Below are 21,479 nucleotides of genomic sequence, written 5' to 3' on the forward strand. Positions count from 1 at the left end.
TCTAACGGCGGAGCGCCCTACGGGCGCACCCCCTCAAGCGGCGCGGCGGCGCTTTGCCACTCGTCCGCCTGTCGCGGGTTGGGCCGACAATGTCAGGCCCAGCGCTCCGACAATTCGCATGACCGTACCGAACTCGGGATTTCCAGTCTCTCCGAGCGCCTTGTACAGGCTCTCCCGGTTCAAGCCGGCCTTCTTTGCGATCGCGCCCATGCCGCGCGCGCGGGCGACGAGACCAAGAGCGTCGCGCACGAAATTGGCGTCGCCGGTTTCCAGCGCGGCCGCGATATAGGCGGCTTGGCGCTCTTCGGTGTCGAGATAGTCGACGGCGTCGAAGCGCGTCGTCCTGGATGCCGATTTGACCGTCGTTCTCGCCGCCTTTGGCATCACAATGTCTCCGCCAGTTGCTGCGCTCGCTTGATGTCTTGCCGCTGCGAGCGCTTGTCTCCGCCGCATAGCAGGATCACGATCTGGGTTCCGCGCTGCAAAGTCCATAGGCTACAGTATGTCAAAGACGAGTGACGCACCGGGGTGGCGGCGGCGTTGGAGGGAGAGCGCAGGCGTCGCCTTGGCGGACGGTTACTGCCCCGACGGTGTGCGCAGGCCGTGCCAGGCGTCGCGGACCTGGTGGTAGTGCACCTCGGGCAGGTAGTCCGGCGTGTTCAGGTTCAGCGTCTTGACGTCGAGATGGCCGATGGCGCTGAGCAGCGTGTAGGAGGCGATGACGCGGTCGCGCTGCGCGCCGATCAGGCGGGCCTTGGCCTGGATCAGATCGGCTTGCGAGTTCAAGACATCCACGGTCGTGCGCTGTCCGCCGGATGCCTCACGCTGCACGCCCTGGAGCGCGACGGTCGCCGCCTTCACCTCGGACTCCGAGGCCGAAACCGTGACCTTGGCACCTTCATTGGCAACCCATGCGCTGACCACCGCCGTGCGCGCCTGGTTGCGCACCTGGTCGAGCACGAGCCGGCTCTGTGCCGTGATCTCCTTGGCCTGCCGCGTCTGCGCTGCGGCCTGACCGCCGTCATAGATCGGGGCGGTGACGTTGGCGACGATCGAGGCCTGGTCCTCGGCGAAGGTGCCGAGCGTCGGGTCGTTGTTGCGGCTCTTGCTGGCGCTGCCCTGGATGGTGGCGCTCGGCAGCAATACGCCTTCGGCGATGCGGATGTTGGTGGAGGCGACATCGACATCGAAGCTTGCGGCCATCACCGCCGGATGCTGGCGGATCGCCATCGTCACGGCGTCTTCGCGGCTCTTCGGCAGATAGCGGTCGACGGCCTCGGCGGGCCGAAGCTGCGAGGGCGAATTGCCGATCACTTGCGCATAGGTCGCCTGGCTGACGGCAAGCGCGACCTCGGCCGCGTTGAGATCGGCAAGGCCGCGATTGAGGCGCGCCTCGGCCTGCGCGGTATCGGTCGGCGTGACATCGCCGGCGTTGAGACGGCGCTGGGTGACGGAGAGCGTCTCGCGCAGGAAGGCGACGTTGGAGCGCTGCGCTTCGACGAGCGACTGGTTGGCGAGCACGTTGGTGTAGGCCGTGACCGCATCGAGCAGCACGCCCTGGCCGACATTGCGCAGCGCCTCGCGGCCCGACTGCACCTGGAGTTCGGCGGCCCGCACGCTGTTGGCGGTGCGGAAACCGTTGAACAGGGTCTGCGTCACGGTGACGCCGATGATCCACGGCTTCAGGTTGCCGGTCTGGATCGTGTTGTCGGGCAGCAGATTGCGAACCGATTGCAGGCCGGCGCTGAGGCTCGCCACGATCTGCGGTCGGTAACCAGCGAGGGCCTGCGGCACGTTCTCGTCCGTGGCGCGTTGTCGCGCGCGCTCGGCATTGAGCTGCGGATTGGTCTGGTAGGCCTTGGCGAGCGCCTCCGGCAGGGCTTCGGCCCGAGCGGCCGAGGGCAGGGCGCAACAGAGCGCCAGCGCGGTCCATGTCGCAAGCACGGCACCCATGCCCGATCGGCGCCGGTTCATCACGCGACCAGCTCTGGCGGCTCGCCCAATCATGTAATCCCGCTTAATCCCGGCTTTCCGCCCCCGCCGACGGTTGCCTCTTAGCTTGTTTAACCAGCCGAGGTCGCGCAGGCAAACTGCCGCGGGGAAAAGCCCCATGAAATCCGTGCTTGTTGCAGCTTCGTCACAGGGATCCTGTGTAACTCGGCGAGCCTTACAACAGCCTGACCGTTCGGCGCCGTTACCGGTTCTTGTTCACCGGCTTGCGCTTCTCGATGAACGCCGCCATGCCCTCGGAGCGGTCCTCCAGCGCGAAGGTCGCGTGGAACAGGTTGCGCTCGACGCTCATGCCTTCGGCGAGCGTGGTCTCGAAGGCGCGGTTCACCGCTTCCTTGGCCATCGCGGCGGCAGGGCGCGACATCGCGGCGATCTTCTCGGCTGCCGCCATCACCTCGTCCATCAGCTTGTCAGCGGGCACGATGCGGCTGACGAGGCCGGAGCGCTCGGCCTCCGCCGCGTCCATCATGCGGCCGGTGAGGCACAGGTCCATGGCCTTGGACTTGCCGATCGCGCGCGTCAGGCGCTGGGTCCCGCCGATGCCGGGAATGGTGCCGAGCGTGATCTCGGGCTGGCCGAACTTTGCGGTGTCGGCGGCGATGATGATGTCGCACATCATGGCGAGCTCGCAGCCGCCGCCGAGGGCATAACCGGCAACCGCCGCAATCGTCGGCTTGCGGCAACGTGCGACGCGGTCGCCGCCGATCGCGGCGAAATCCTCCGAGAACATGTCGATGAAGCCCTTCGGCTGCATCTCCTTGATGTCGGCGCCAGCGGCAAAGGCCTTCTCGCTGCCGGTCACGATGATGCAGCCGATGGCGTCGTCGGCCTCCAGATCGTCGACCGCAGCGGCGATCTCGCGGAAGACGCCGAAGGAAAGCGCGTTGAGCATCTTCGGCCGGTTCAGCTTGATGATGCCAACCGCGCCTTTGCTTTCGACGATGATGTGTTCGAACGTGCTCATGCTCCACCCACGCGTTTGATTGGGCGGGCAATGTGCCCGCTGGCGCGGATGCCTTCAAGGGGGCCGGAGACCCAGGACGCGCGGGGCCGCGCGTCCTGGCGGAACCGCGATCAGGCCATGAACATGCGCGCGGCGGACGCCAGCGTGAGCAGCGTGCCGACGCCGATGAAGATCTTGCCGATCAGGGAGCTCTGGTCCCAGGCCGTGCTCTGCTGGCTGCTTGCCATCACCGGCGCCGGCCGGGGCCGGGCTTCGGTCGCGGCAATGACCGCCTTCTGTGCCGGCGGGTTGTCCTGTTGCACGGCACGGTCGATGTCGTTGAGCTGGTCGGGTGCGACGACCTGGCTCTCAACGTTCGGGGCGTTGGTATTGTCAGCCGCGGCCTGGACATTGCCGTTGGCACGGTCCGTCATCGCGGAGGCCGCAGCCGCGGTCGGCGTGTCGGTGCCGGCGAACTGCGCGTTGGCGTTTGCAACCGCCGGCGGCATCTGGCCCGAGGCCGGCAGGATGCTGTCGGCCGCCTTGCTGTCAGACGCCTTGCTGTCGGGCTTGGCCTCGTCTGTCTTTGCCGGAGCGTCGGCCTTGTCGTCCGATTTCTGTGCCGTCTTGCCGGTGCCGGTGCGGCGTGACTCCTGGCGCCGATGCTTGCCCGGCTTGGCCGCGTCGGCCTGCTTGCCCGCGCTGTCCGATTTGCTTGTGGCTGAGCTTGGCTCCGCCTGTGCAGGGCCTCCGAACAACAAAAGCCCGGCCAGAACAATCAGGGCCGTGCGCCCGCTGGCTTTCATCATGGTGATGATCTCCCCAATTCCGCCCGTCCCGGGAACGAACAGAGACCCTGGGGCGTGACGACAGCGGGGCAGAAAATGGGAATCTTCGGGCACCACCGGGCAAAAACGGGGCAAACCGGCCCCCTGCTGGCGGCCGCCGAGTGCGGGCCGGGGCGATCGGTGTTATGAGCCGTCGCAGAGTCTGACGGCCGTATCGGTCGCGAGGTCCGGGCCTAGATCACGAATTCGTGATCTCGTGCCGCCCCGCGTAACAAATTGATCGAACGGCCGAATTGCATGGTGAGGGGCGCGCGTGCGCGGACGTGAGGACGAATGGACCGGCCTGATGCGGTCGGCCATGGCCGGCGATGATGCGGCGTATCATCGCCTGCTGAAGGCGGTCACGCCGGTGCTGCGCGCCGCGGCGAGGCGCGGCCTGGCGCGGGCCGGGCAGCCTCCCGATCAGGCCGAGGATATCGTGCAGGAGATATTGTTGGCGGTGCACCTGAAGCGGCACACCTGGGACAGCGAGGCCCCGTTCGCGCCCTGGCTGTTCGCGATCGCCCGCAACAAGCTGATCGATGCGCTGAGGCGACGCGGCAGGCGCGTCTTCGTCAACATCGACGATTTCGCCGAGACGCTGCCGGGCGAGGCGCCGCAGGAGACAGCCTCGGCTAGCGAGGTCGCAGCGCAACTGGGCACGCTGCCGCAGCGCCAGCGCGACGTGCTGCAGTCGATCGCGGTCGAGAGCGCCTCGATCAAGGACACGGCGTCGAAGTATTCGATGACCGAAGGCGCGGTGCGGGTCGCACTGCATCGCGGACTTGCGGCACTGACTGCCAAATTGCGGGACCACTAGTCATGGATACCGACCAACTGATCCGCTCGCTCGCCGCCGACAACGCCCACCGCGTGCCGCGCGTCGGCGCCGTGCTGACCATGGCGCTGCTGGTGGCCGCGCCGCTGTCGATCCTGATTTTCGCGACCTTCCTCGGCGTGCGGCCGGACGTGATGACGGCCATGCGCAATCCGTTCTTCGACATGAAGTTCGCGGTCACATTGTCGCTCGCGATCCCCGCGATCGTCGTCAGCCTGCATCTGTCGCGTCCTGAAGCCTTGATGCGCGGCTGGGGCTGGTTGCTGCTGTTTCCGGTCGGGCTGCTGGCGGTCGCGATCGGCAGCGAAGCGATGATGGCCCCGGCGATGCCGATGACGATGCGACTGATGGGCAAGAATTCGAGGGTGTGCCTGGTCGCCATCCCCGCGATGTCGCTGCCGCTGCTCGCAGGTGCGCTGTTCGGCCTGCGGCATGGTGCCCCCTCGCACCCCACGCTTACAGGCGCGCTCGCCGGCCTTTTGTCGGCCGGCCTGGCCGCGACGCTCTACGCCTCGCACTGCACCGACGATTCCCCGCTGTTCGTCGCGACCTGGTACACGCTCGCGACCGCGCTGGTGACGGCGATCGGCGCGGCAGTAGGCTCCAGGGTGTTGCGCTACTAACGAGCCGGCTTCACGCCGCCGGTGTCGTGGTTTGCTGCATGCGGTGGAAGCGCAACACCTGCTGCGCGGTCGACGAGCGCAGCGCCTGGTAAGTGTCGCGCAGCGTCAGCATGTCGGTCTGCGGGCCGCCCGAGAGCTTCTCGCGCATGGCGAGGATGGCGCGCACGCTCGGCCAGGACATGCCCGCGACCTTGGCGAGGATCATCACGCCCTCGGTGCGGCTTTCGATCATCATGGTCTCGGCGGTCTCGACCGCGACGCCCGCGAGCGCGGCGAGCCCCGCATTGGTCTCGTCGAACTTGCCCTGCTCGGCGAAAGTGGTGACCTGGAATTCGTTGAGGCGGCCGTCCTCGTGCAGCGATCGCACCAGCGCGCGCGCCATCTCGGTCTGCTTGTTCATGGCGGCGGCGCGCATCCTCTGGGCGACCTCCTGGACCACGCTCGACACCTCGTCCGCGAACTCCGGATGCGCCGCCTCGAGCTTCCTGCGCACGCTCGAGGACGCCTTGGCGACCAGCTTCAGATAGTAGTGGCGCGGCAGGTCGGGCCGCAGGCCGATGCAGGTCGCGAGGTCGTCGTCGCGTTCGGCGCGGGTGACGAGGTCGGTGAGGCTTCCCTCCGAGAGCCGCGCGCCGGGATTCTTGACGGTCGACTGCACCACGTCGGCGTTGCCGCGCGTCACCAGCACGTCGGTCAGCGCTTCCGACAGCACGCGCCGAAGCGAGATCGCCTTGAGATGCGCCTGGCCTCTCGTGCGCGCGATCTCGATCAGGGTCGTCTCGTCCAGCCGTTCCGATTTCGACAGCACGGGCCCGGAGACCTCGATGACCTCGTCAAGCGCGAGCGTGCGGATGATTTTCGGCGGCGCGGCCGCGACCGGAGCGAGGCGGTCGGCGAGCAGCGCCCTGGCTGACGTCTCGATCTGTTCGACCAGGCATTGGAACACGTCGTCGAACAGGCGGATGTGGTCGTCGGAATAGTCCACCGCGTTGCCCACGAAGAGATCGGTGACGCGGCGCAGCGTCTCGACCCGGCGCGCCACGGTGCCGTGCGAGAGCGCAGTCTGCAATTCCTCGAGCAGGTTCTCGGATGATTTTGGGGATTTGGATCTCATTGCCCTGTCCTGGAGCGTTCGGCCCGACAGCTGCTGTCGCGCCGGAAAAAAATGGATTGGTCAGCTCGTTGCAATACGGTTGCGCCCCTGCGCCTTGGCGGAATAGAGCGCGCGGTCGGCGCGGGCGAGAAACGTGTCGGCAGTATCAAGCTCGCGCAGCGTCACGACGCCCGCAGAAATGGTCACGCGCATGCCTGCGGAGAATGCGTCCCAGTCGAGATCGGCGACGATGCTGCGCAAGCGCTCGAGCATGCGCTCCGCGGCATCGCCCGTCGTGTCCGGCAGCAGCAGCAGGAATTCCTCGCCACCGTAACGGCCAAAGCTGTCGGATGGGCGGATATTGGCGAAAATGGTGATCGCGAAGGTACGCAGCACCTCGTCGCCGATGGGATGGCCGTGGACGTCGTTGATGCGCTTGAACCAGTCAAGATCGATCAGCGCGATCGCGCAAGGAGAAGAGGTCTGTCGCGACTTTTCGATCTCGACGTCGAGAAGGCGCATGATGCAGCGGCGGTTGTAGGAGCCGGTGAGCTCGTCGAGCTCGGCCAGTTCCTCGATGCGCCGATAGGCGGCCTTCAGCTCGATGCTGCGCCGGTACAGGATCTTGCGCAAGGTTGCGCCGAACAGGCCGAGAGAGGCGCACTGACCGATCACCAGCACGAAGCACAGCATCGAGGCGGTTCGCTCCAGGCGGGTCGCAACCGGCAGTCCGATCGGCAGGTTCGTGCCCAGGAACACAAAGGCCAGCCCGCAAGTGGCAAGGCCCCAGGTGACCATTGCCTGGCGCGAGGTCATGCGCAGCGTGCCGAACGCGAAGATCAGAAACAGCACGGCGAGGAACGCGACCCCGACCCTCGGCACGGCGAGCAGGAACAGCAGTTGCAGCGCCATATGCGCCGAGATCTGGAACACGGTGAGGTAATGATCCTCAAACCGGTCGCCGAAGCCGGCTTCCGACAACACGGTGAATGTCCCGATGATCAGGAGGCCGCCGAGCCAGAACAGCGACGGAACGGCCATGTCGACCGTGCCGCCATAGGCGTAGAGCAGCAGGACGGAGGCGCCCAGCGAATAGCTCGCCACCTGGCCGATATACATCTGGCGGCGCTGCCGGGTCCGCCGCGCCTGGACTTCGGGGGCCGCCGCCTCGGAGGCGAGGACGATATCCGCGACCTCAGCAGCATTCCTCTCGGGAAAGGACGTCGCGGCCGTGCTCATGGTCCCGCCAATGGTGGATCTCAGCGTAAAAATCTACGTGGCAAGCCTTTAGGTTTGGTATCCTTTTGAAACCGAATCCGAACCGTGCAGCACGGAACAAGGTGATGGGCCGGCGAGGGAAATTTTACCGGTGGTCGGGTATCGGTTTGCGATGCGATCGAGCCTAAGTCCGGCTTGGCGAGACATATGTCGTGCAACGTTGCTATGGAACCGGACGAGGCCGGGCCGCCTGTGCCGGACAGGCATTCCGCAAGGAAGTATCTAGTATTATGCTACCGATCTGGATTGTGGCGGCCGACGGCTGCGGGCGGGACAAGAAAAATGCGCGTATGTGGGGTGGATCACACAGGCGCCCGTACGACTGCGGTAAATTGAACAATTTTGCACCCCTGGTCGAACCGTCTGCTGCGCCGACCCGACCAACTTTGCGAGACGGCCTTTGAGCGTGACACAGGCGGCTTCGGACGAGGTCCTGATCGCCAGGATCGCCCAGGGTGACCGGCTCGCCATGCAGGTGCTGTACGGGCGGCACCATGTCAGGGTCTACCGGTTCGGGCTCAGGCTCGTGCGGGACGAGCAGGCGGCGGAAGACCTCATCAGCGAGGTGTTTCTCGACGTCTGGCGGCAGGCCGGTAAGTTCGAGGGCCGATCCGCCGTTTCGACCTGGCTGCTGGCCATCACCCGATTCAAGGCCCTGTCTGCGCTCCGGCGCAGGAAGGATTTCGAGCTGGACGAAGACGCCGCGAACGCGATCGAGGACACGTCCGACGATCCGGAAACGGTGGTGCAGAAGAAGGATACCAGTGCAGCGTTGCGGGGGTGTCTGACGGGCCTCTCGCCGGAACACCGGGAAATCGTCGATCTCGTCTACTACCACGAGAAGTCCGTGGAAGAGGTGGCCGAAATCGTCGGGATACCGGAGAACACTGTGAAGACGCGCTTGTTCTATGCGCGCAAGAAACTGGCCGAACTGCTGAAGGCAGCCGGCGTTGAGCGAGGCTGGCCATGATGGCTTTGAGCAAGAAGATGCTGGAGCAAGAGCCCGGTGAAATTGAACTGCTGCTGCCGTGGCACGCTGCCGGGACTCTGAACGCGCGCGATGCGCGCCGGGTCGAGGAAGCGCTGGCGCGCGATCCCGAGCTTGCCAAGCAATACGCCGCGATCCGCGGCGAGTACGAAGAGACCATTCATCTGAACGAGAGCTTGGGCGCTCCGTCGGCACGCGCGATGCAGAAGCTGTTCGCCGCGATCGACGCCGAGCCGGCGCGGGCGACCGGCTCGCTGCCGCTGTCGGCGCGCATCTCGACCTTCTTCGCGAGCCTGTCGCCGCGCACGCTGGCGTGGTCGGCGAGCCTTGGCGCTGTCGCGCTCGTGCTGCAAGCCGGCGTGATCGGCGCCGTGCTGATGAAGAACCAGCCCGCGACCTTCCAGACCGCTTCGCTCTCGACCAGCGCGCCGCTCACGCGCGAGCTTGGCAGCACCGCCGCGCCGGCCCGCGCCCTGGTGCGCTTTACGCCCGAGGCGCGCATTGCCGACATCACCGGGCTGCTCGACAGCTACCACGCCTCGATCATCGACGGCGCCAAGGGCGGCATGTTCCGCCTCCAGTTCGACAGGGCCATGAGCCAGGACGAGCTCGCTTCGCTGCTCGGCAAGATGCAGCGCGAGAAGTTCGTCAACCTCGCCGTCGCGGCGCCCTAAAGCGATGATCCGGAAAAGTGCGCAGCGGTTTTCCGAAAAGATCATGCTCAAACAGCAAGCTAAAGCGCGATGGCGATTCATCCTCACCGCATCGCGCTTTAGGCGCGCCGCAGAACCGATGACGGGCAAATCCGAGAGCAGGGTACGCGCCGGGGCCTACGCTTCATCGGTCGGCGCCGCGCTTCTGATCGCCGCCTGTCTCGGCGTCGAAGTTGCGCAGGCGCAGGCGATCATGCGTACGCCGACGATCAGCGTGCCCTCGCGAACGCCGACCGTCTCTCCGAGCATCACCCCACGAGTCAGTCCCAATATCGCCGCGCGCGCGGTCAACGTCGGCACCGGCCCCCGGACGATCGCGACCATTCCCAACACCACGACGTCGCGAATCCGGCCGCCGACGACGGTGCTGCCCTATGCGCGCTACTCGCCGAACCTGTATCCGGCCTGCACCGCGCCCTATCGCGATGCCGGTGGCGAATGCCTGGCGCAGCCGAGTGCGGGCGGCAATGGCTCAGCCAAGTCCGGCAAGAAGAGCGCCGGCAAGGGCCGGGGCGACGCCACGCCGGCCGCCGCCGCCAATCTGCGCAGCTTCGCCAACGAATTCGTGGCGGAGATCGATGGCACGCTGTCGCCCGGCGATGCCGACGCGCTTGCCCGCCGGCACGGTTTGACGCGCATCTCGTCGGAGAACTTCCCGCTGATCGGGGCCACGTTCGGTCTGTTCCGCATCACCGATGGCCGTCCGTACGAGACGGTGCGGCGCGAATTCGCGGCCGACGGCAGCGTGCGCTCGGTCCAGCCGAACTTCCGTTATGCGCTCCAGGATCAGAAATCGACGATCCCGAGCGAGGGCGATCCCGCCCAATATGCCCTGGCCAAGCTCCGCCTGCCGCAGGCGCATACGCTGGCGCACGGCGCCAACGTCACGATCGCCGTGATCGATTCCGGCATCGATGCCAGGCATCCCGAGCTCGCCAATTCCATCGCCGACAATTTCGATGCGCTCGGCAGCGCCGAGGGGCCGCACGTCCACGGCACCGGCATCGCCGGCGCGATCGTGGCGCATGCCCGGCTGATGGGCAGCGCGCCCGAAGCGCGCATCATCGCGATCCGCGCCTTTGGCGGTGCCAACGGCGGCGCCGAAAGCTCGTCCTACATCATCCTGCGCTCGCTGAATTACGCCGCCGAGCACGGCGCGCAGATCGTCAATATGAGCTTTGCCGGTCCCAAGGACGCGGTGATCGAGCGCGCCATTGCGGCCACCGCCGCGCGCGGCCTCGTGCTGATCGCGGCCGCCGGCAATGCCGGCGCGAAGTCGCCGCCGCTCTATCCGGCCGCCAATCCCAACGTCATCGCGGTCAGCGCGACCGACCAGCAGGACAGGCTGTTCGCCGCCTCCAACCGCGGCAACCACGTCGCCCTTGCGGCGCCCGGGGTCGATATCTTCCTGCCGGCGCCGGACGGCAAATACCAGATGACGTCGGGAACCTCGTTCTCGGCGGCCTATGTCTCCGGCGTCGCGGCGTTGCTGCTCGAGCGCAACTACGCCTTGAAGCCGGAAGCGCTGCGCATGACGCTGGCCAAGACCGCGCGCGACCTCGGCTCGCCCGGGCGTGACGATCTGTTCGGCGACGGCCAGACCGATGCGTTTGCCGCGGTCATGGCCGTTCCTGCCGACAGCGCCACGCCGCTCGCGGCTGCGTCCGGTACAACAAAACGTGAAGATGCCGGCAAGCGTCGCGATGAGCCCAATAGCCGCGCGATCGAACTACCCTCGCTGTCGAGCGCGGATGAGAAATCCACGGATTCTCAAGCGGATAGGCCGGCGGCGCGGTAGCGGCTGCGACAAAGATGCACGCGGGCCGAAGGTCAGAAAAGCGAACCCCGCGTTGAACGTTCAGCTCCCTGCCACGACCAAATTATGTGGGAGCGGTCATCCCTCCCCATCAGTCATATCAGGCGCGAGCGCCCATCCACCCCAAGCGCCCATATGGCTCGACCCGTCCGGTTGTCCCCCCGGACGGGTCTTTTCTTTTCAGAGCGTTCTTGAGCGGAAGTGGATTCCGGTTCGCGTGAAGAAGACGCGTCAAAACGAATCCAGAAGCATCGGTTCTGATTCAATCAGAACCGCTCCGGGCGTCCGGTCCTTTGAGGCGCCGCGGGCGTTCAGCTTTCGGTTGAAAGGTCGCGCCCGGCATCCACGTCCCGCCCGGGCGGCAAGCAGCAGGTCCGCTATGCTTGTGCGAAGCTTGACTCGAAAACACAGCAAATCTCCGCACGACTACGGTATTTGACGGCGAGCGCCGCGTCGTTGCTGGACAAGTCAAATCTTTTCCACAAAATATTCATGTCGCGTTGAAATTGATTCGTGTGCGTTGCGTCCCCGCATCCGTGTTTTCGCCTGACGGGCTGGTTCATGACACATCGCCGAGAATCCGACTGCGCGGCTGTTCCTGCCGTGGCTGTTGACCGCGCCGTTGCGGCGCGCTGGTGCGCTCTCGCCGAGCAGCGGCTGCAACATCTCTCCGAGATGTTCGAGACCGGCCGCTGGCGCCGTTATCATTCCGAGATCGCGTTCCTCGAAAATATCCAGGAAGCCAAGCTCGCGGTCCAGACCTGGCGCGCGCTCGCAACCGGTGGAGACGTCGCCGAGGCGGCGGCGAGCGTGACGCCGGCATTCGGCTGGTCGCCGGCGACCATGCCCCGCGTATTTCCGCGTGAGCAGCAGGCGCAGACCATGCAGCCGAAGGCCGTCCACATCGCCCCCGAGACCGCCGTGCCGGTCAGGCTTGATCCCACGCCGGACGTCCTTGCCGAAATCACCCAAGCGCCGCTCGCCGCGCCCGCAACTGTGGCGTCATTCACCGCGCCTGCCGAGATGCCACCGCTCAAGGCTCCCGCTGCGAGGGCGCCGCTCACCGCACCCGTCGTGAGATCGCCGCCCGCCGCGCCCGCCGCAATGGCTCTCAACGCGCCCGAAGTGAAGCCGCCGCTCGCGGTGCCGGCCGCGAGGCCGCCGAAGACTGCGCCTGCCGCGATGGCGGCGCTCCTGCCGCAATTCGCCCCGCCGGCCGAGGAAATCGTCGCAGCCCCCGAGCGTGTCGTCGAATTCACTTTCAGCCTCGACGGCCTGGAAGCCAAGTACCCGCTGCTCAGGAATGCGTTCTAACGCTCCGGAGCGTTGGCAAAGGGGAAGCAACCGCAGCTCTCGCGCCGTCATCCTGAGGCGCGAGGCATGGGAAGCGAGGCGTCCCATGGCGAGCCTCGAAGGATGAAACGGCCCGGCCGTCAGCCGCGCCTACCTTCGGACCGCATTCCCGCCGAGCACCACCTGCGCAAATCGCTGCGCGCCGTCTGCCGACAGATCCGAGGTCACGGCTCGCGCGTGATCGAGGCCGACGATGGCGCCGCGCGGGGTCTCCGAGATCATGTTGTTGTTGACGAGCGCGATGCCGGCGCCCGGCACGACCGAGACGCCCACACCCGCCAAGGCCTTGCGGATCACGTTGCCCGTGATCGCGACGTCGCGCAGATATTTGCCCCAGCCGGCGACGATGCCGTAGGACGGCGCGTTCTCGATCACGTTGCCCGTCACCGACGTATCCGCCTCGATGTAGATGCCGACGCCGGCATCGTCGTCCGGCGCGGTGCCGATCGGCCGCTTCGGGATCAGATTGCGGATGATGTTGCCCTGGACCACGGCGATGCGGCCGCCCTCGTTGAAATTGCAGACGGAGACGCCGACGGCGGCGCCATCGACCGTGTTATTGGCGATCACGGCGGCTTCGAACGCGAACTCCGAATAGAGCGCGACCTCGCGCACGTCGCTGACGCTGTTGCCGGTGATGTGGATATTGGCGGCCGAATTGCCGCGCACCGCGGAATAGTCGCAGTTCCTGATGCGGTTGCCGCGCACGATCACGTTGCCGGCGCGAAAAGCGTTGATGGCGTTGCCGTACTGGCCGGAGCCGCCGGGGCTCGCCTTGATGTTCTCGATGCGGTTATCGGCGACCAGCGTGCCGTCGTCGCCGATCGACGTGCGCAGGATCTCGATGCCGTTGTCATTGGTGCCGAGAATCGTGTTGCGGGAGACGTTGAGACCTTTGGCATCGAACGACACCACCGCCGTCACCGCGATGTCGGTGAAGATATTGCCGGAGATCTCGCCGGACACCTGCTCGAGCCAGATGCCGCTGCCGCCCGAATTCGCGATCTCGCAATCGGCAATTCGGACGTCGCGTCCGCCGAGCAGGTGGACCAAGCCGCGCCGGGCCGGCAGCGCAATGCCGCCGCCGTCGAAGGTGATGCCGGAAAGACCGACGGAGTTCGAACCCTCGCTCTGGATCGCCGAGGCCCCGCCGGTGAAGAGAATCCTCGTCGCTCCGCGCACGCCGATCATTTGTGCGCCGTTCGGCAGCCGCAGCAGCCCGCTGCGGTAAACGCCGGGCGGCAATGCCAGCGGCATCTGCGCCCGCGCGGCGTCATCGATCGCCCGTTGGAGCACGCGGGTCTGATCCTCGCTGCTGCCAGGGCGCACACCGTATTGCGTGGCGTCGCGGCCGAGCAGGGACGTCAGCGGCGCCGCGCGCGCGGCCTCGGCCGGCATGGCCAGCGCACCGGCGATGCCGGCGGTGGAAGCTCCGATGAGGTAACGGCGATTGAGGTCCATGACGCGTCCTCCGCGCAGATTAGGTAGCGCAGGGCGGGCGAGGGCGCGGGGATTGTTCGCGGTAGGGTTAAGTGTTTACCGCGGCCGAGGTGCCGTAGGGTGGGCAAAGCGCAGCGTGCCCACGATTTGATGATGATGGAACGAGATGGTGGGCACGGCACAAGGGCGCCTTTGCCCACCCTACGAAACCGGCCTGTTCCGTCGCTTCCGGGCCAACCCCACCATTTCCATCAGCATGGCCTCGCCGGCATCAACGAGTTCCTCCAGCGTGATCCGCGGCGCCCCCTTGCGGCGCGCGGCGTCGCCGCGCGCAAGCAGGGGGATATGGACGAACGCCGCGAACTGCGGACCACCTGCCTTCACGCTCTCGATCGCGCGCCAGCTCAAATAATTGCAGAGATAGGCGCCGGCATCGCGCGAGGACCGCGCATCGATGCCGGTGAGGCGCGCGGCGCGCAGCAGCCTTGCCGTGTGCGGGCCGAACGTCATGGCGTCCGCACGGCCGGCGATGCCGCGCTTGCTCGAGCGGGTGTTGGCGGCATCGGGCCAGAGCATGGTGACGGCGTTGCGCGCGCGGGTCTCGATCCGCAGGTAAGGCGTGCGCGCAGCGAGGCCGAACATCAAAAGCGCATCCGGCTTCACTTTCGCGAGCACATCGGGCAATTGCCGGTCGACCGCAGCATAGGTGACCGGGAAGATGTGACTGGCGATCGCGACATCATCGAGTGCCGGACGGCGCAATTGCGCCAGCCGCGCCACCAGCGGCTGGGTCGGGTTATGGGGCGCGCCGGGAAACGGCCCGAAGCCAGTCAAGAGAATGCGGAGCTTTTCGCTCATTGCAGCAGCTCCAGGATCTGCTCGGCGGCGAGTGCCGGGGTAAGGTGACCTTCGGCGACCTCGGCTTCGATCTTCCGGACCTTCGTGCGAACCGATGCCTCGCTGCGCAGCCGCGCCAGCATGCGCTGCTCCAGCATCGACCACATCCATTTCACCTGCTGCTCACGCCGCCGCGCCACGAAATCGCCGGAGGCATTCATCGCCTTGCGGTGGTCGAGCACCTTCTGCCAGAGTTCGGCGATGCCGGTGCCGGCCAGCGCCGAATAGGTGACGACGGGGGGATGCCAGTGCTCGGATCGCGGAGCCAGGATATGCAGCGCGCCGCGATAGTCCGCGGCGGTGATGTTGGCGCGCTTGAGATTGTCGCCATCGGCCTTGTTGATCGCGATCATGTCGGCGAGCTCGACCAGGCCTTTCTTGATGCCCTGCAATTCGTCGCCGCCGCCCGGCAGCATCAGGGCGAGAAAGAAGTCGGTCATGTCGCAGACCGCGGTCTCCGACTGGCCGATGCCGACGGTCTCCACCAGCACGACGCCAAAGCCGGCCGCCTCACACAGCAACATCGCCTCGCGGGTCTTCGCGGCGACGCCGCCGAGCGTGCCCGATGACGGCGATGGCCGGATGAAGGCGTGGTCGGAGGACGACAGCCGCGCCATCCGCGTCTTGTCGCCGAGGATCGAGCCGCCGCTGCGCGCCGAGGACGGGTCGACCGCGAGCACCGCGACCTCATGGCCCTGCGCGATGAGATATGTGCCCAGCGCGTCGATGGTGGTGGATTTGCCGACGCCGGGCGAGCCGGTGATGCCGACGCGGAACGCCTTGCCGGTGTCCGGCAGCAGCATCTGCACCAGCTCGCGCGCCAGCGCCTGATGGTCGCCACGCCGGCTCTCCACCAGCGTGATGGCACGCGCCAGCGCCGCGCGGCTGCCGGCGCGGAGTTCCTTGGCGAGGGTCTTGATGTCGATGGATCTGCGAATGGTCATGATTGTTTTCGCGTCCAGCCGCTAGCGGCCCGACATGCGAAGGTGTCTTTCAGCGCAGGATTTCAACGGCGGAAGGTGAGTTTGAATGACGTCCCAGACGATCTCGGCTTTCGTCATATGGTAGGCATGGCGGAGAAGATTTCCGAAGTCGATCATCTTGCGCCAGTCGATTTCAGGCTCGGTTCGCTTGATCTCGTCCGGGATGAATCTCGAAGCCTCGCAGATGATCTCGAGAAGGCGTTCGATTGCCAGACGAGAGGTCCTTTCAGAGACGAACTGATCGAAGTTGAGGCCCTTCACGACGCTTTCGATGTCGGCGATGGCTTCCAGAATATCTCGCAGCCGGTCTTCCGCGGTCGGCGGCATTCAGAAGACCTCAACCAGATCACCCGCGATCCGCTCGGCCATCCGCGGCTTCAGCAGGTCCCGCATCGAGATCTGTGCTCGAAGGCCGACCTGATCCTCGATCAGGTGCAGGACCCTGAAATAGTCGAATCGCGGCGTTTCCTCGCGCGAGGTCGTCTCGATCAGGACATCAAGATCGCTGTCGGGCCGGGCGTCGCCGCGCGCGCGGGATCCGAACAGGTACAGGCGGGTGACCCCCGCGGCCCTCAAGGCGGGAGCAAGCTCTCGGAGCTTTCCGACAATCGTCTTGAGCGGAACGTCTGCGACCTCTGTCATGGCCCAATACTAGCACAGGGTTGCAGCCTGGCCCAGCCGCCGGCTTCGACCGCCCGGGCGGGGGCAGGCGAGAGCCCCGCCGATATCACCTGCTCGTCGCCGCCGCGGCTTGCGGCTGTTTCACCTTGCGCCAGATCCACACCATCACCGGCCAGAGCAGGGCACCGATCGCCATGGCGGCGAGAATGGCTGCGATGGGACGTTCGAAGAACGGCAAGATGCTGCCGTCGGACTTGATCAGCGAGGTCACGAAGGCCTGCTCGACCATGGTGCCCATGACGATGCCGAGCACCATGGCGGCGACGGGATAGCCGTTCGTTTCCATGACATAGCCGATCACCCCGAAGGTGGCGACGGTGACGACGCCGAACATGTTGTTGCCGATCGCGAACGAGCCGACCGCGCAGCACAGCATGATGACCGGCATGATGGCCGAGCGCGGCGCCAGCAGGATGTAGGCGGCGACCCGGATCATGGCGATGCCGAGCGGGATCATCATGATGTTCGCGATGATGAACATCAGGTAGATCGCGTACATGCTCGACGCCTTCTCGGTGAACAGCGTCGGGCCCGGGTTGAGACCCTTCATGTAAAGCACGCCGATCGCGATCGCGGCGATGGTGTCGCCGGGAATGCCGAACAGCAGCGACGGCACCCAGCCGGAGGCGATGCTGGCATTGTTGCTGGCGCCGGCCTCGACCAGGCCCTCGACATGGCCTGTGCCGAACTTTTCCGGCTCCTTGGAGAAGCGCTTCGACATCGCATAGGAGACCCAGGCGGCCATGTCGGCACCGGCGCCGGGCAGCACGCCGATGATGATGCCGACGATGTTCCCGCGCGTCATCTGCCAGCGATACAGCTTCGTCAGCCTCCACTGGCCGGCCAGGATGCTTCCGAATTTTCGCCGCGGCAGCGGCGGGGGCTCCGGCGTCAGCATCGCGCGCATCACCTGCGCCACCGCGAACACGCCGACCAGCGCCGGGATCGGCTCGATGCCGCCGAACAGATCGGTGAGGCCGAAGGTGAAGCGCGGCACACCGCCGGGATTCTCGATGCCGATGCAGGCGACGAGCAGGCCGATGAACATGCCAGCAATCGCCTTCACCGGCGAGGAGCGCGCGACCAGAGTCGCGCACATCAGGCCGAGCAGCGCCAGCCAGAAATATTCGAAGGTCGAAAACGACAATGCGATCTCGGCGAGCGGCGGCGCCAGGATCATCAGGGACAGCACGCCGGCGATCCCGCCGACGGCGGAGAACCACACGCCGGCCCCGAGCGCGAGTTCGGCCTGGCCCTTGCGCGTCATGGCATAGGCTTCGTCGGCATAGGCGGCGGAGGCGGGCGTGCCGGGAATGCGCAGCAGCGCGCCCGGGATGTCGCCCGAGAAGATCGCCATCGAGGATGCCGCGACGATGGTCGCGATCGCCGCGATCGGGGACAGGTAGAAGGTGACCGGGACGAGCAGGGCGGTCGCCATCGTTGCCGACAGGCCCGGCAGCGAGCCGATCACGAGGCCGTACACGGAGGCCGCGAACATCGCGATGATGACCTCCCAGGTGGAGATCAGCGCGAACGCGTCGAGCAGGGTTTTCAGCATGGGATTACCAGGGCGTCGGCAGCAGGCCGGCGGGCAGCGGCACGCGGAGCAGCTTGCCGAAGATGAGGTGAATGGCGAAGGGCGAGAGCGCCGCGAGCGGCAGCGCCAGCTTCCACTTCGCGCCGAGCGCGGTCGAGGTGACGTAGACCATGATCGCTGCGGTGATGATGAAGCCGAGCCTGTCGGCTGCGACCACGTAGAACAGCAGCAGCAGCGGCGGCAGCAAAGCGCGCAGGCCATAGAGCTTGCCTTGCGGCGGCGGGGCTGCTGCCTGGCCGTCCTCCAGCGGGACCAGCTGTTCCTCCTCCTCGAAGGAGTGGCCGATCCCGAACACGATCGCGAGCCCGCACAGCGCCAGCCCCGTGCCGATCACCAGCGGAAACACGTTGGGGCCGACCGGCTGCCCGGGCACCGGCGGCAAGATCCAGCCGCCATAGGCGGCCGCAGCGCCGAGTGCGACGAGAAACGATCCCGTGACGGAGTCGGGAAGACGCATGGAGAAGTCCTGTCAGAATTGCGGAAGGTATGCTCCCTCTCCCTCCGCGGGTTGGGCTAGCGCAGTGCCGAGGGCGCTCGGCCTGCATGGTTCGAGACGCCCGCTTTCGCGGGCTCCTCACCATGAGGGTTTGATATCTCGCCGCAAAATGCGACCTCATCCTGAGGGCCCGCCGGAGGCGGGCGTCTCGAAGGATGGGCTGCAGGCGAGCTACTCGCCACCTTCTTCATAAGCCGATAACCCTGCGGCGTGCGAGAAGAGGCGAACAATCACGCCTTGCTGAGGCCGGCCGCCTTCATCGCTTCGCCCATCTGGGCGTCGCCCTTGTCCATGAAGCTGGCGAAGTGGGCGGCGTCGCCCCACACGGTGCCGAAGCCGCGATTGCTCATGAAGTCCTTGAACTCGGCGGAGTCGTAGACCTTCTTCAGCGCCGCGGTGAGCTTGGTTGCGATCTCAGGCGGCAGGCCCTTCGGTGCGCCGATGCCGCGCCAGGCGCCGGTCGCGTAGTCGATGCCCATCGCCTCCTTCAGCGTCGGCACGTCCTTGAAGACCGGATTGCGTGCGGGCGCCATGATGGCGAGGCTCCTGGCCTTGCCGGCCTCGATGATCGCGCGCGCCTCCGGCACCGAGCAGGTGGTGAGGTCGAGCCCGCCGGCGGCAAGATCCTGCATCGCCGGCGCCGCGCCGTTCGACGGCACCCAGGCGACCTGGTTGGCGGGCAGGCCCATCGCCTGCATCCAGCCGACCAGCGCCAGATGCCAGATGCCGCCCTGGCCGGTGCCCGAAGCCTTGAACTTGCCGGGAGGCGCGGCCTTGATCGCGTCCGCGAGCTCCTTGACCGTCTTGTAGGGCGACGAAGAGGAGACCTGGATGCCCGGAGGATCCTCGTTCATCAGGGCCAGCGGCGTGTAGCTCTTCGGCGTCAGCTCGGTGAGGCCCTGCCAATGCATCATCGAGATTTCGACGGTGAGCATGCCGATCGTGTAACCGTCGGGCTGCGCGGTCGCGATCGCGCTATGGCCGACCACGCCGGAGCCGCCGGTGCGGTTGACCACGTTGAAGGGCTGGCCGAGATCCTTTTCCAGCAGCGCGGCGACGATGCGCGCGGTGGCGTCGGTGCCGCCGCCGGCGCCCCATGGCACGATCACGGTGACCGGCCGGGCCGGATAGGCCTGCGCGAGTGCGGGCTTGAAGCCGAAAGCGGCGGATGCCGCGACGGCGGCGGTCGAAGCCGCAAAGGTGCGGCGCGAAATCTTGGACATTGAATTCCTCCCAGCGGCGCCCGTGACGCCGGGCGCTCTTGTCGATGGCGACATTCTAGTCGGCTTTGCAGCGCCGCCGCAAGGTAGCGCTACCAACGAGATCGACATGTTGTGTGAAAACAGCATGCCTTTTGAGTGGGGCAATCGGAAATCGGGTGGGTTTTGCCGGCATGCTTCGCCAACCTGTGCGCGTAACGAAAGCCAAAGGCAAGCTATCGATGACCCAAGCCTATTACAGCGCCGTGCTGGACTGCCCGCTGGACGACGTCTGGTCGCTGATCCGCGATTTCAACAATTACCCCGCTTACATCGACGGCGTGAGCGAGAGCGTGATCGAAGACGACAAGCGCGGCGATGAAGTCGGCGCCATCAGACGCTTCTGCTATCTCGGAAACTGGATCCGCCAGCGCCTGGTCGATCACTCGGACCGGCAGCACACGCTGACCTATGCCGGTCTCGAAGCGCTGCCGTATCCGCAAGATGACGGCAGCAGGACGCCGGCGCCGACGCGCTATCAAGGCACCATGCATCTGCGCCCGATCGTGGAAGGCGACCGCACCCTGATCGAATGGTCGGTCGCGCTCGAGACCGAGCCTGCGGACGCCGACCGCTGGCAAGCCCTGTTTGCGTCCTGGATTCCCGATTGGACGGATTCACTTGCGCGGACATTGGCGCGGGTCCATCCGCGATCTTAAAGCGCGATGCGATTAGGATGAATCGTCATCGCGCTTTAGGTTGTTGTCTAAGCATGATCTTTTCGGAAAACCGCTGCGCACTTTTCCGGATCATGCTTTAGCGATCGCTCACGGCTCCTCCGCGTCGCCCTTCGGCCGCGCGCCGCCGAAGATGCGGGTGCCTTCCGCGCTCAGGTAGGGCTTCAGCGTCTCCCACGGCACGAAGGCGACATACTCGCCCTCGGCATAGGGACCGACGGCGTAGGGCGGATAGTGGAAGGTGAGGCCGGAGCTCTTGCCGGACTCGGTCGAGGGCGCCAGCGTCACCGCGCCGATCTTCAGCAGGCTCGGCGCGACCGCTTTGAACCATTCGTCGGTCGCGGTCTCGCTGGCATCGCGCTTCTTCTTCTCCGCCCTGAGCGAGGCGACGATCGCCTGCGCCATCGCCTTCATGGTTGCTCCATTGTCGGCAGTCTCGGTGAAGAACGGGCGGATCGAGATGCGCTTGGTGTCGGCCTTGTCCCACAGGATCGTGTTCACGTCCGAGTTCGGATGCGCACCTCTTGTATTCATGTAGTCGTTGCGCAGGATGCTGACATAGCGATCCGCAACGACGGAGCGGATCTCGTATTTGCGCTCGAAATCCCAGGCGCCGTCCCTGAAGAATTGCGGATCGGCTTTGCGCGCGGCGGCAGCTTCCGCGGCATTCCTGTCGAGCCACTTCTTGCCCTCCTTGAGGCAATCCGCCGCCAGTGCCGCGTCCGCCTTGATCCTGTCGTCGAGGAACAGCCGCGCCTCGATGCTCTTGGTCTTGACGACGGCGTCGGGCCTGGGGTCGGCGGCGTGGGCGGGGGAAATATTGATCGCGCCCAGCAACAGCGTCGCGAGGCTCAATTTCAGGACGGGGTTCAAGCCTTTGGCTCCTCGGCGATTGTTCGGATGAAGATCTCCAGCGGCGGGAGATCGTCTTTGATCATGTCCCATAGCAGGTCCGCGTCGGTTCCAG

At 66.1% G+C, this 21,479-nt stretch carries 22 protein-coding genes; 7 read left to right on the forward strand and 15 right to left on the reverse strand.

Translation table 11 applies throughout. The annotated features are described in order from the left end of the window. Positions 1–33: 33 nt before the first annotated feature. From AC066S_RS05390 to AC066S_RS05405, 4 genes are all read right to left on the reverse strand, one after another. Entirely contained in the window at positions 34–384 is a 351-nt protein-coding gene (locus tag AC066S_RS05390; RefSeq protein WP_478269105.1) for an addiction module antidote protein, read from the reverse strand. 192 nt (positions 385–576) lie between these two features. After that, positions 577–2,007 carry a TolC family outer membrane protein gene (locus AC066S_RS05395; protein ID WP_126256284.1) on the reverse strand — a complete coding sequence of 477 codons (1,431 nt, stop codon included), beginning with the start codon at positions 2,005–2,007 and terminating at the stop codon, positions 577–579. Between the two features lie 187 nt (positions 2,008–2,194). Continuing rightward, positions 2,195–2,974 (reverse strand): enoyl-CoA hydratase, encoded by a 780-nt coding sequence (locus AC066S_RS05400; protein WP_126256282.1) that lies wholly within the window; start codon positions 2,972–2,974, stop codon positions 2,195–2,197. 110 nt (positions 2,975–3,084) lie between these two features. Further along, entirely contained in the window at positions 3,085–3,762 is a 678-nt protein-coding gene (locus tag AC066S_RS05405; RefSeq protein WP_478269106.1) for a hypothetical protein, read from the reverse strand. A 292-nt stretch (positions 3,763–4,054) separates the two neighbouring features. Between AC066S_RS05405 and AC066S_RS05410 the strand changes: the two genes are divergently transcribed. Together AC066S_RS05410 and AC066S_RS05415 are read left to right on the forward strand one after the other, a co-directional pair. Then, positions 4,055–4,600 (forward strand): sigma-70 family RNA polymerase sigma factor, encoded by a 546-nt coding sequence (locus tag AC066S_RS05410; protein WP_135162496.1) that lies wholly within the window; start codon positions 4,055–4,057, stop codon positions 4,598–4,600. A 2-nt stretch (positions 4,601–4,602) separates the two neighbouring features. Then, positions 4,603–5,241, forward strand: a complete 639-nt coding sequence (locus AC066S_RS05415; RefSeq protein WP_478269107.1) for an NrsF family protein — start codon at positions 4,603–4,605, stop codon at positions 5,239–5,241. 10 nt (positions 5,242–5,251) lie between these two features. Here the strand turns inward: AC066S_RS05415 and AC066S_RS05420 are convergent, their stop codons facing one another. Together AC066S_RS05420 and AC066S_RS05425 are read right to left on the reverse strand one after the other, a co-directional pair. Then, positions 5,252–6,355 (reverse strand): DUF2336 domain-containing protein, encoded by a 1,104-nt coding sequence (locus AC066S_RS05420; RefSeq protein WP_478269108.1) that lies wholly within the window; start codon positions 6,353–6,355, stop codon positions 5,252–5,254. 60 nt (positions 6,356–6,415) lie between these two features. After that, complete coding sequence (locus AC066S_RS05425; RefSeq protein WP_126256273.1) at positions 6,416–7,573, reverse strand: GGDEF domain-containing protein; 1,158 nt, start codon at positions 7,571–7,573, stop codon at positions 6,416–6,418. Positions 7,574–8,012: 439 nt separating this feature from the next. Here AC066S_RS05425 and AC066S_RS05430 point away from each other — a divergent pair, with 439 nt between their 5' ends. From AC066S_RS05430 to AC066S_RS05445, 4 genes are all read left to right on the forward strand, one after another. Continuing rightward, positions 8,013–8,582 (forward strand): sigma-70 family RNA polymerase sigma factor, encoded by a 570-nt coding sequence (locus AC066S_RS05430; RefSeq protein ID WP_028135360.1) that lies wholly within the window; start codon positions 8,013–8,015, stop codon positions 8,580–8,582. After that, a complete protein-coding gene (locus tag AC066S_RS05435; protein WP_126256271.1) occupies positions 8,579–9,274 on the forward strand; it encodes a hypothetical protein in 696 nt (231 codons plus the stop codon). Before AC066S_RS05430 ends, AC066S_RS05435 begins: the two co-directional genes overlap by 4 nt. A 118-nt stretch (positions 9,275–9,392) precedes the next feature. Then, entirely contained in the window at positions 9,393–11,111 is a 1,719-nt protein-coding gene (locus AC066S_RS05440; protein WP_478269109.1) for a S8 family serine peptidase, read from the forward strand. A 579-nt stretch (positions 11,112–11,690) separates the two neighbouring features. Then, entirely contained in the window at positions 11,691–12,443 is a 753-nt protein-coding gene (locus AC066S_RS05445; RefSeq protein ID WP_478269110.1) for a TIGR03809 family protein, read from the forward strand. 129 nt (positions 12,444–12,572) lie between these two features. Here the strand turns inward: AC066S_RS05445 and AC066S_RS05450 are convergent, their stop codons facing one another. The 8 genes from AC066S_RS05450 to AC066S_RS05485 form a co-directional block, all read right to left on the reverse strand. Next, positions 12,573–13,943, reverse strand: coding sequence for a TIGR03808 family TAT-translocated repetitive protein (locus AC066S_RS05450; RefSeq protein WP_135168065.1), 1,371 nt, complete (start codon positions 13,941–13,943; stop codon positions 12,573–12,575). 180 nt (positions 13,944–14,123) lie between these two features. After that, positions 14,124–14,780, reverse strand: coding sequence for a pyroglutamyl-peptidase I (locus AC066S_RS05455; protein ID WP_135168066.1), 657 nt, complete (start codon positions 14,778–14,780; stop codon positions 14,124–14,126). Next, on the reverse strand, positions 14,777–15,763 hold the full coding sequence (gene meaB / locus AC066S_RS05460) for a methylmalonyl Co-A mutase-associated GTPase MeaB (RefSeq protein ID WP_478269111.1): 987 nt from the start codon (positions 15,761–15,763) through the stop codon (positions 14,777–14,779). The genes AC066S_RS05455 and meaB overlap by 4 nt, the downstream gene beginning before the upstream one ends. Before the next feature lie 21 nt (positions 15,764–15,784). Continuing rightward, on the reverse strand, positions 15,785–16,129 hold the full coding sequence (locus AC066S_RS05465) for a HepT-like ribonuclease domain-containing protein (protein WP_126256260.1): 345 nt from the start codon (positions 16,127–16,129) through the stop codon (positions 15,785–15,787). Then, positions 16,130–16,444 (reverse strand): nucleotidyltransferase family protein, encoded by a 315-nt coding sequence (locus AC066S_RS05470; RefSeq protein WP_126256258.1) that lies wholly within the window; start codon positions 16,442–16,444, stop codon positions 16,130–16,132. Between the two features lie 85 nt (positions 16,445–16,529). Continuing rightward, on the reverse strand, positions 16,530–18,041 hold the full coding sequence (locus AC066S_RS05475) for a tripartite tricarboxylate transporter permease (RefSeq protein WP_126256257.1): 1,512 nt from the start codon (positions 18,039–18,041) through the stop codon (positions 16,530–16,532). 4 nt (positions 18,042–18,045) lie between these two features. Further along, positions 18,046–18,537: a tripartite tricarboxylate transporter TctB family protein gene (locus AC066S_RS05480; RefSeq protein ID WP_126256255.1), complete on the reverse strand. Its 492-nt coding sequence runs from the start codon at positions 18,535–18,537 to the stop codon at positions 18,046–18,048. Positions 18,538–18,806: 269 nt separating this feature from the next. Continuing rightward, entirely contained in the window at positions 18,807–19,799 is a 993-nt protein-coding gene (locus AC066S_RS05485; protein ID WP_135168068.1) for a tripartite tricarboxylate transporter substrate binding protein, read from the reverse strand. 218 nt (positions 19,800–20,017) lie between these two features. Between AC066S_RS05485 and AC066S_RS05490 the strand changes: the two genes are divergently transcribed. Continuing rightward, positions 20,018–20,494 carry an SRPBCC family protein gene (locus AC066S_RS05490; protein WP_478269112.1) on the forward strand — a complete coding sequence of 159 codons (477 nt, stop codon included), beginning with the start codon at positions 20,018–20,020 and terminating at the stop codon, positions 20,492–20,494. Between the two features lie 108 nt (positions 20,495–20,602). On the opposite strand, the gene AC066S_RS05495 is transcribed toward AC066S_RS05490, so the two are convergent. Further along, entirely contained in the window at positions 20,603–21,367 is a 765-nt protein-coding gene (locus AC066S_RS05495) for an RsiV family protein (protein WP_478269321.1), read from the reverse strand. Between the last annotated feature and the right edge of the window lie 112 nt (positions 21,368–21,479).

Source organism: Bradyrhizobium sp. CFUWI (assembly GCF_056429085.1).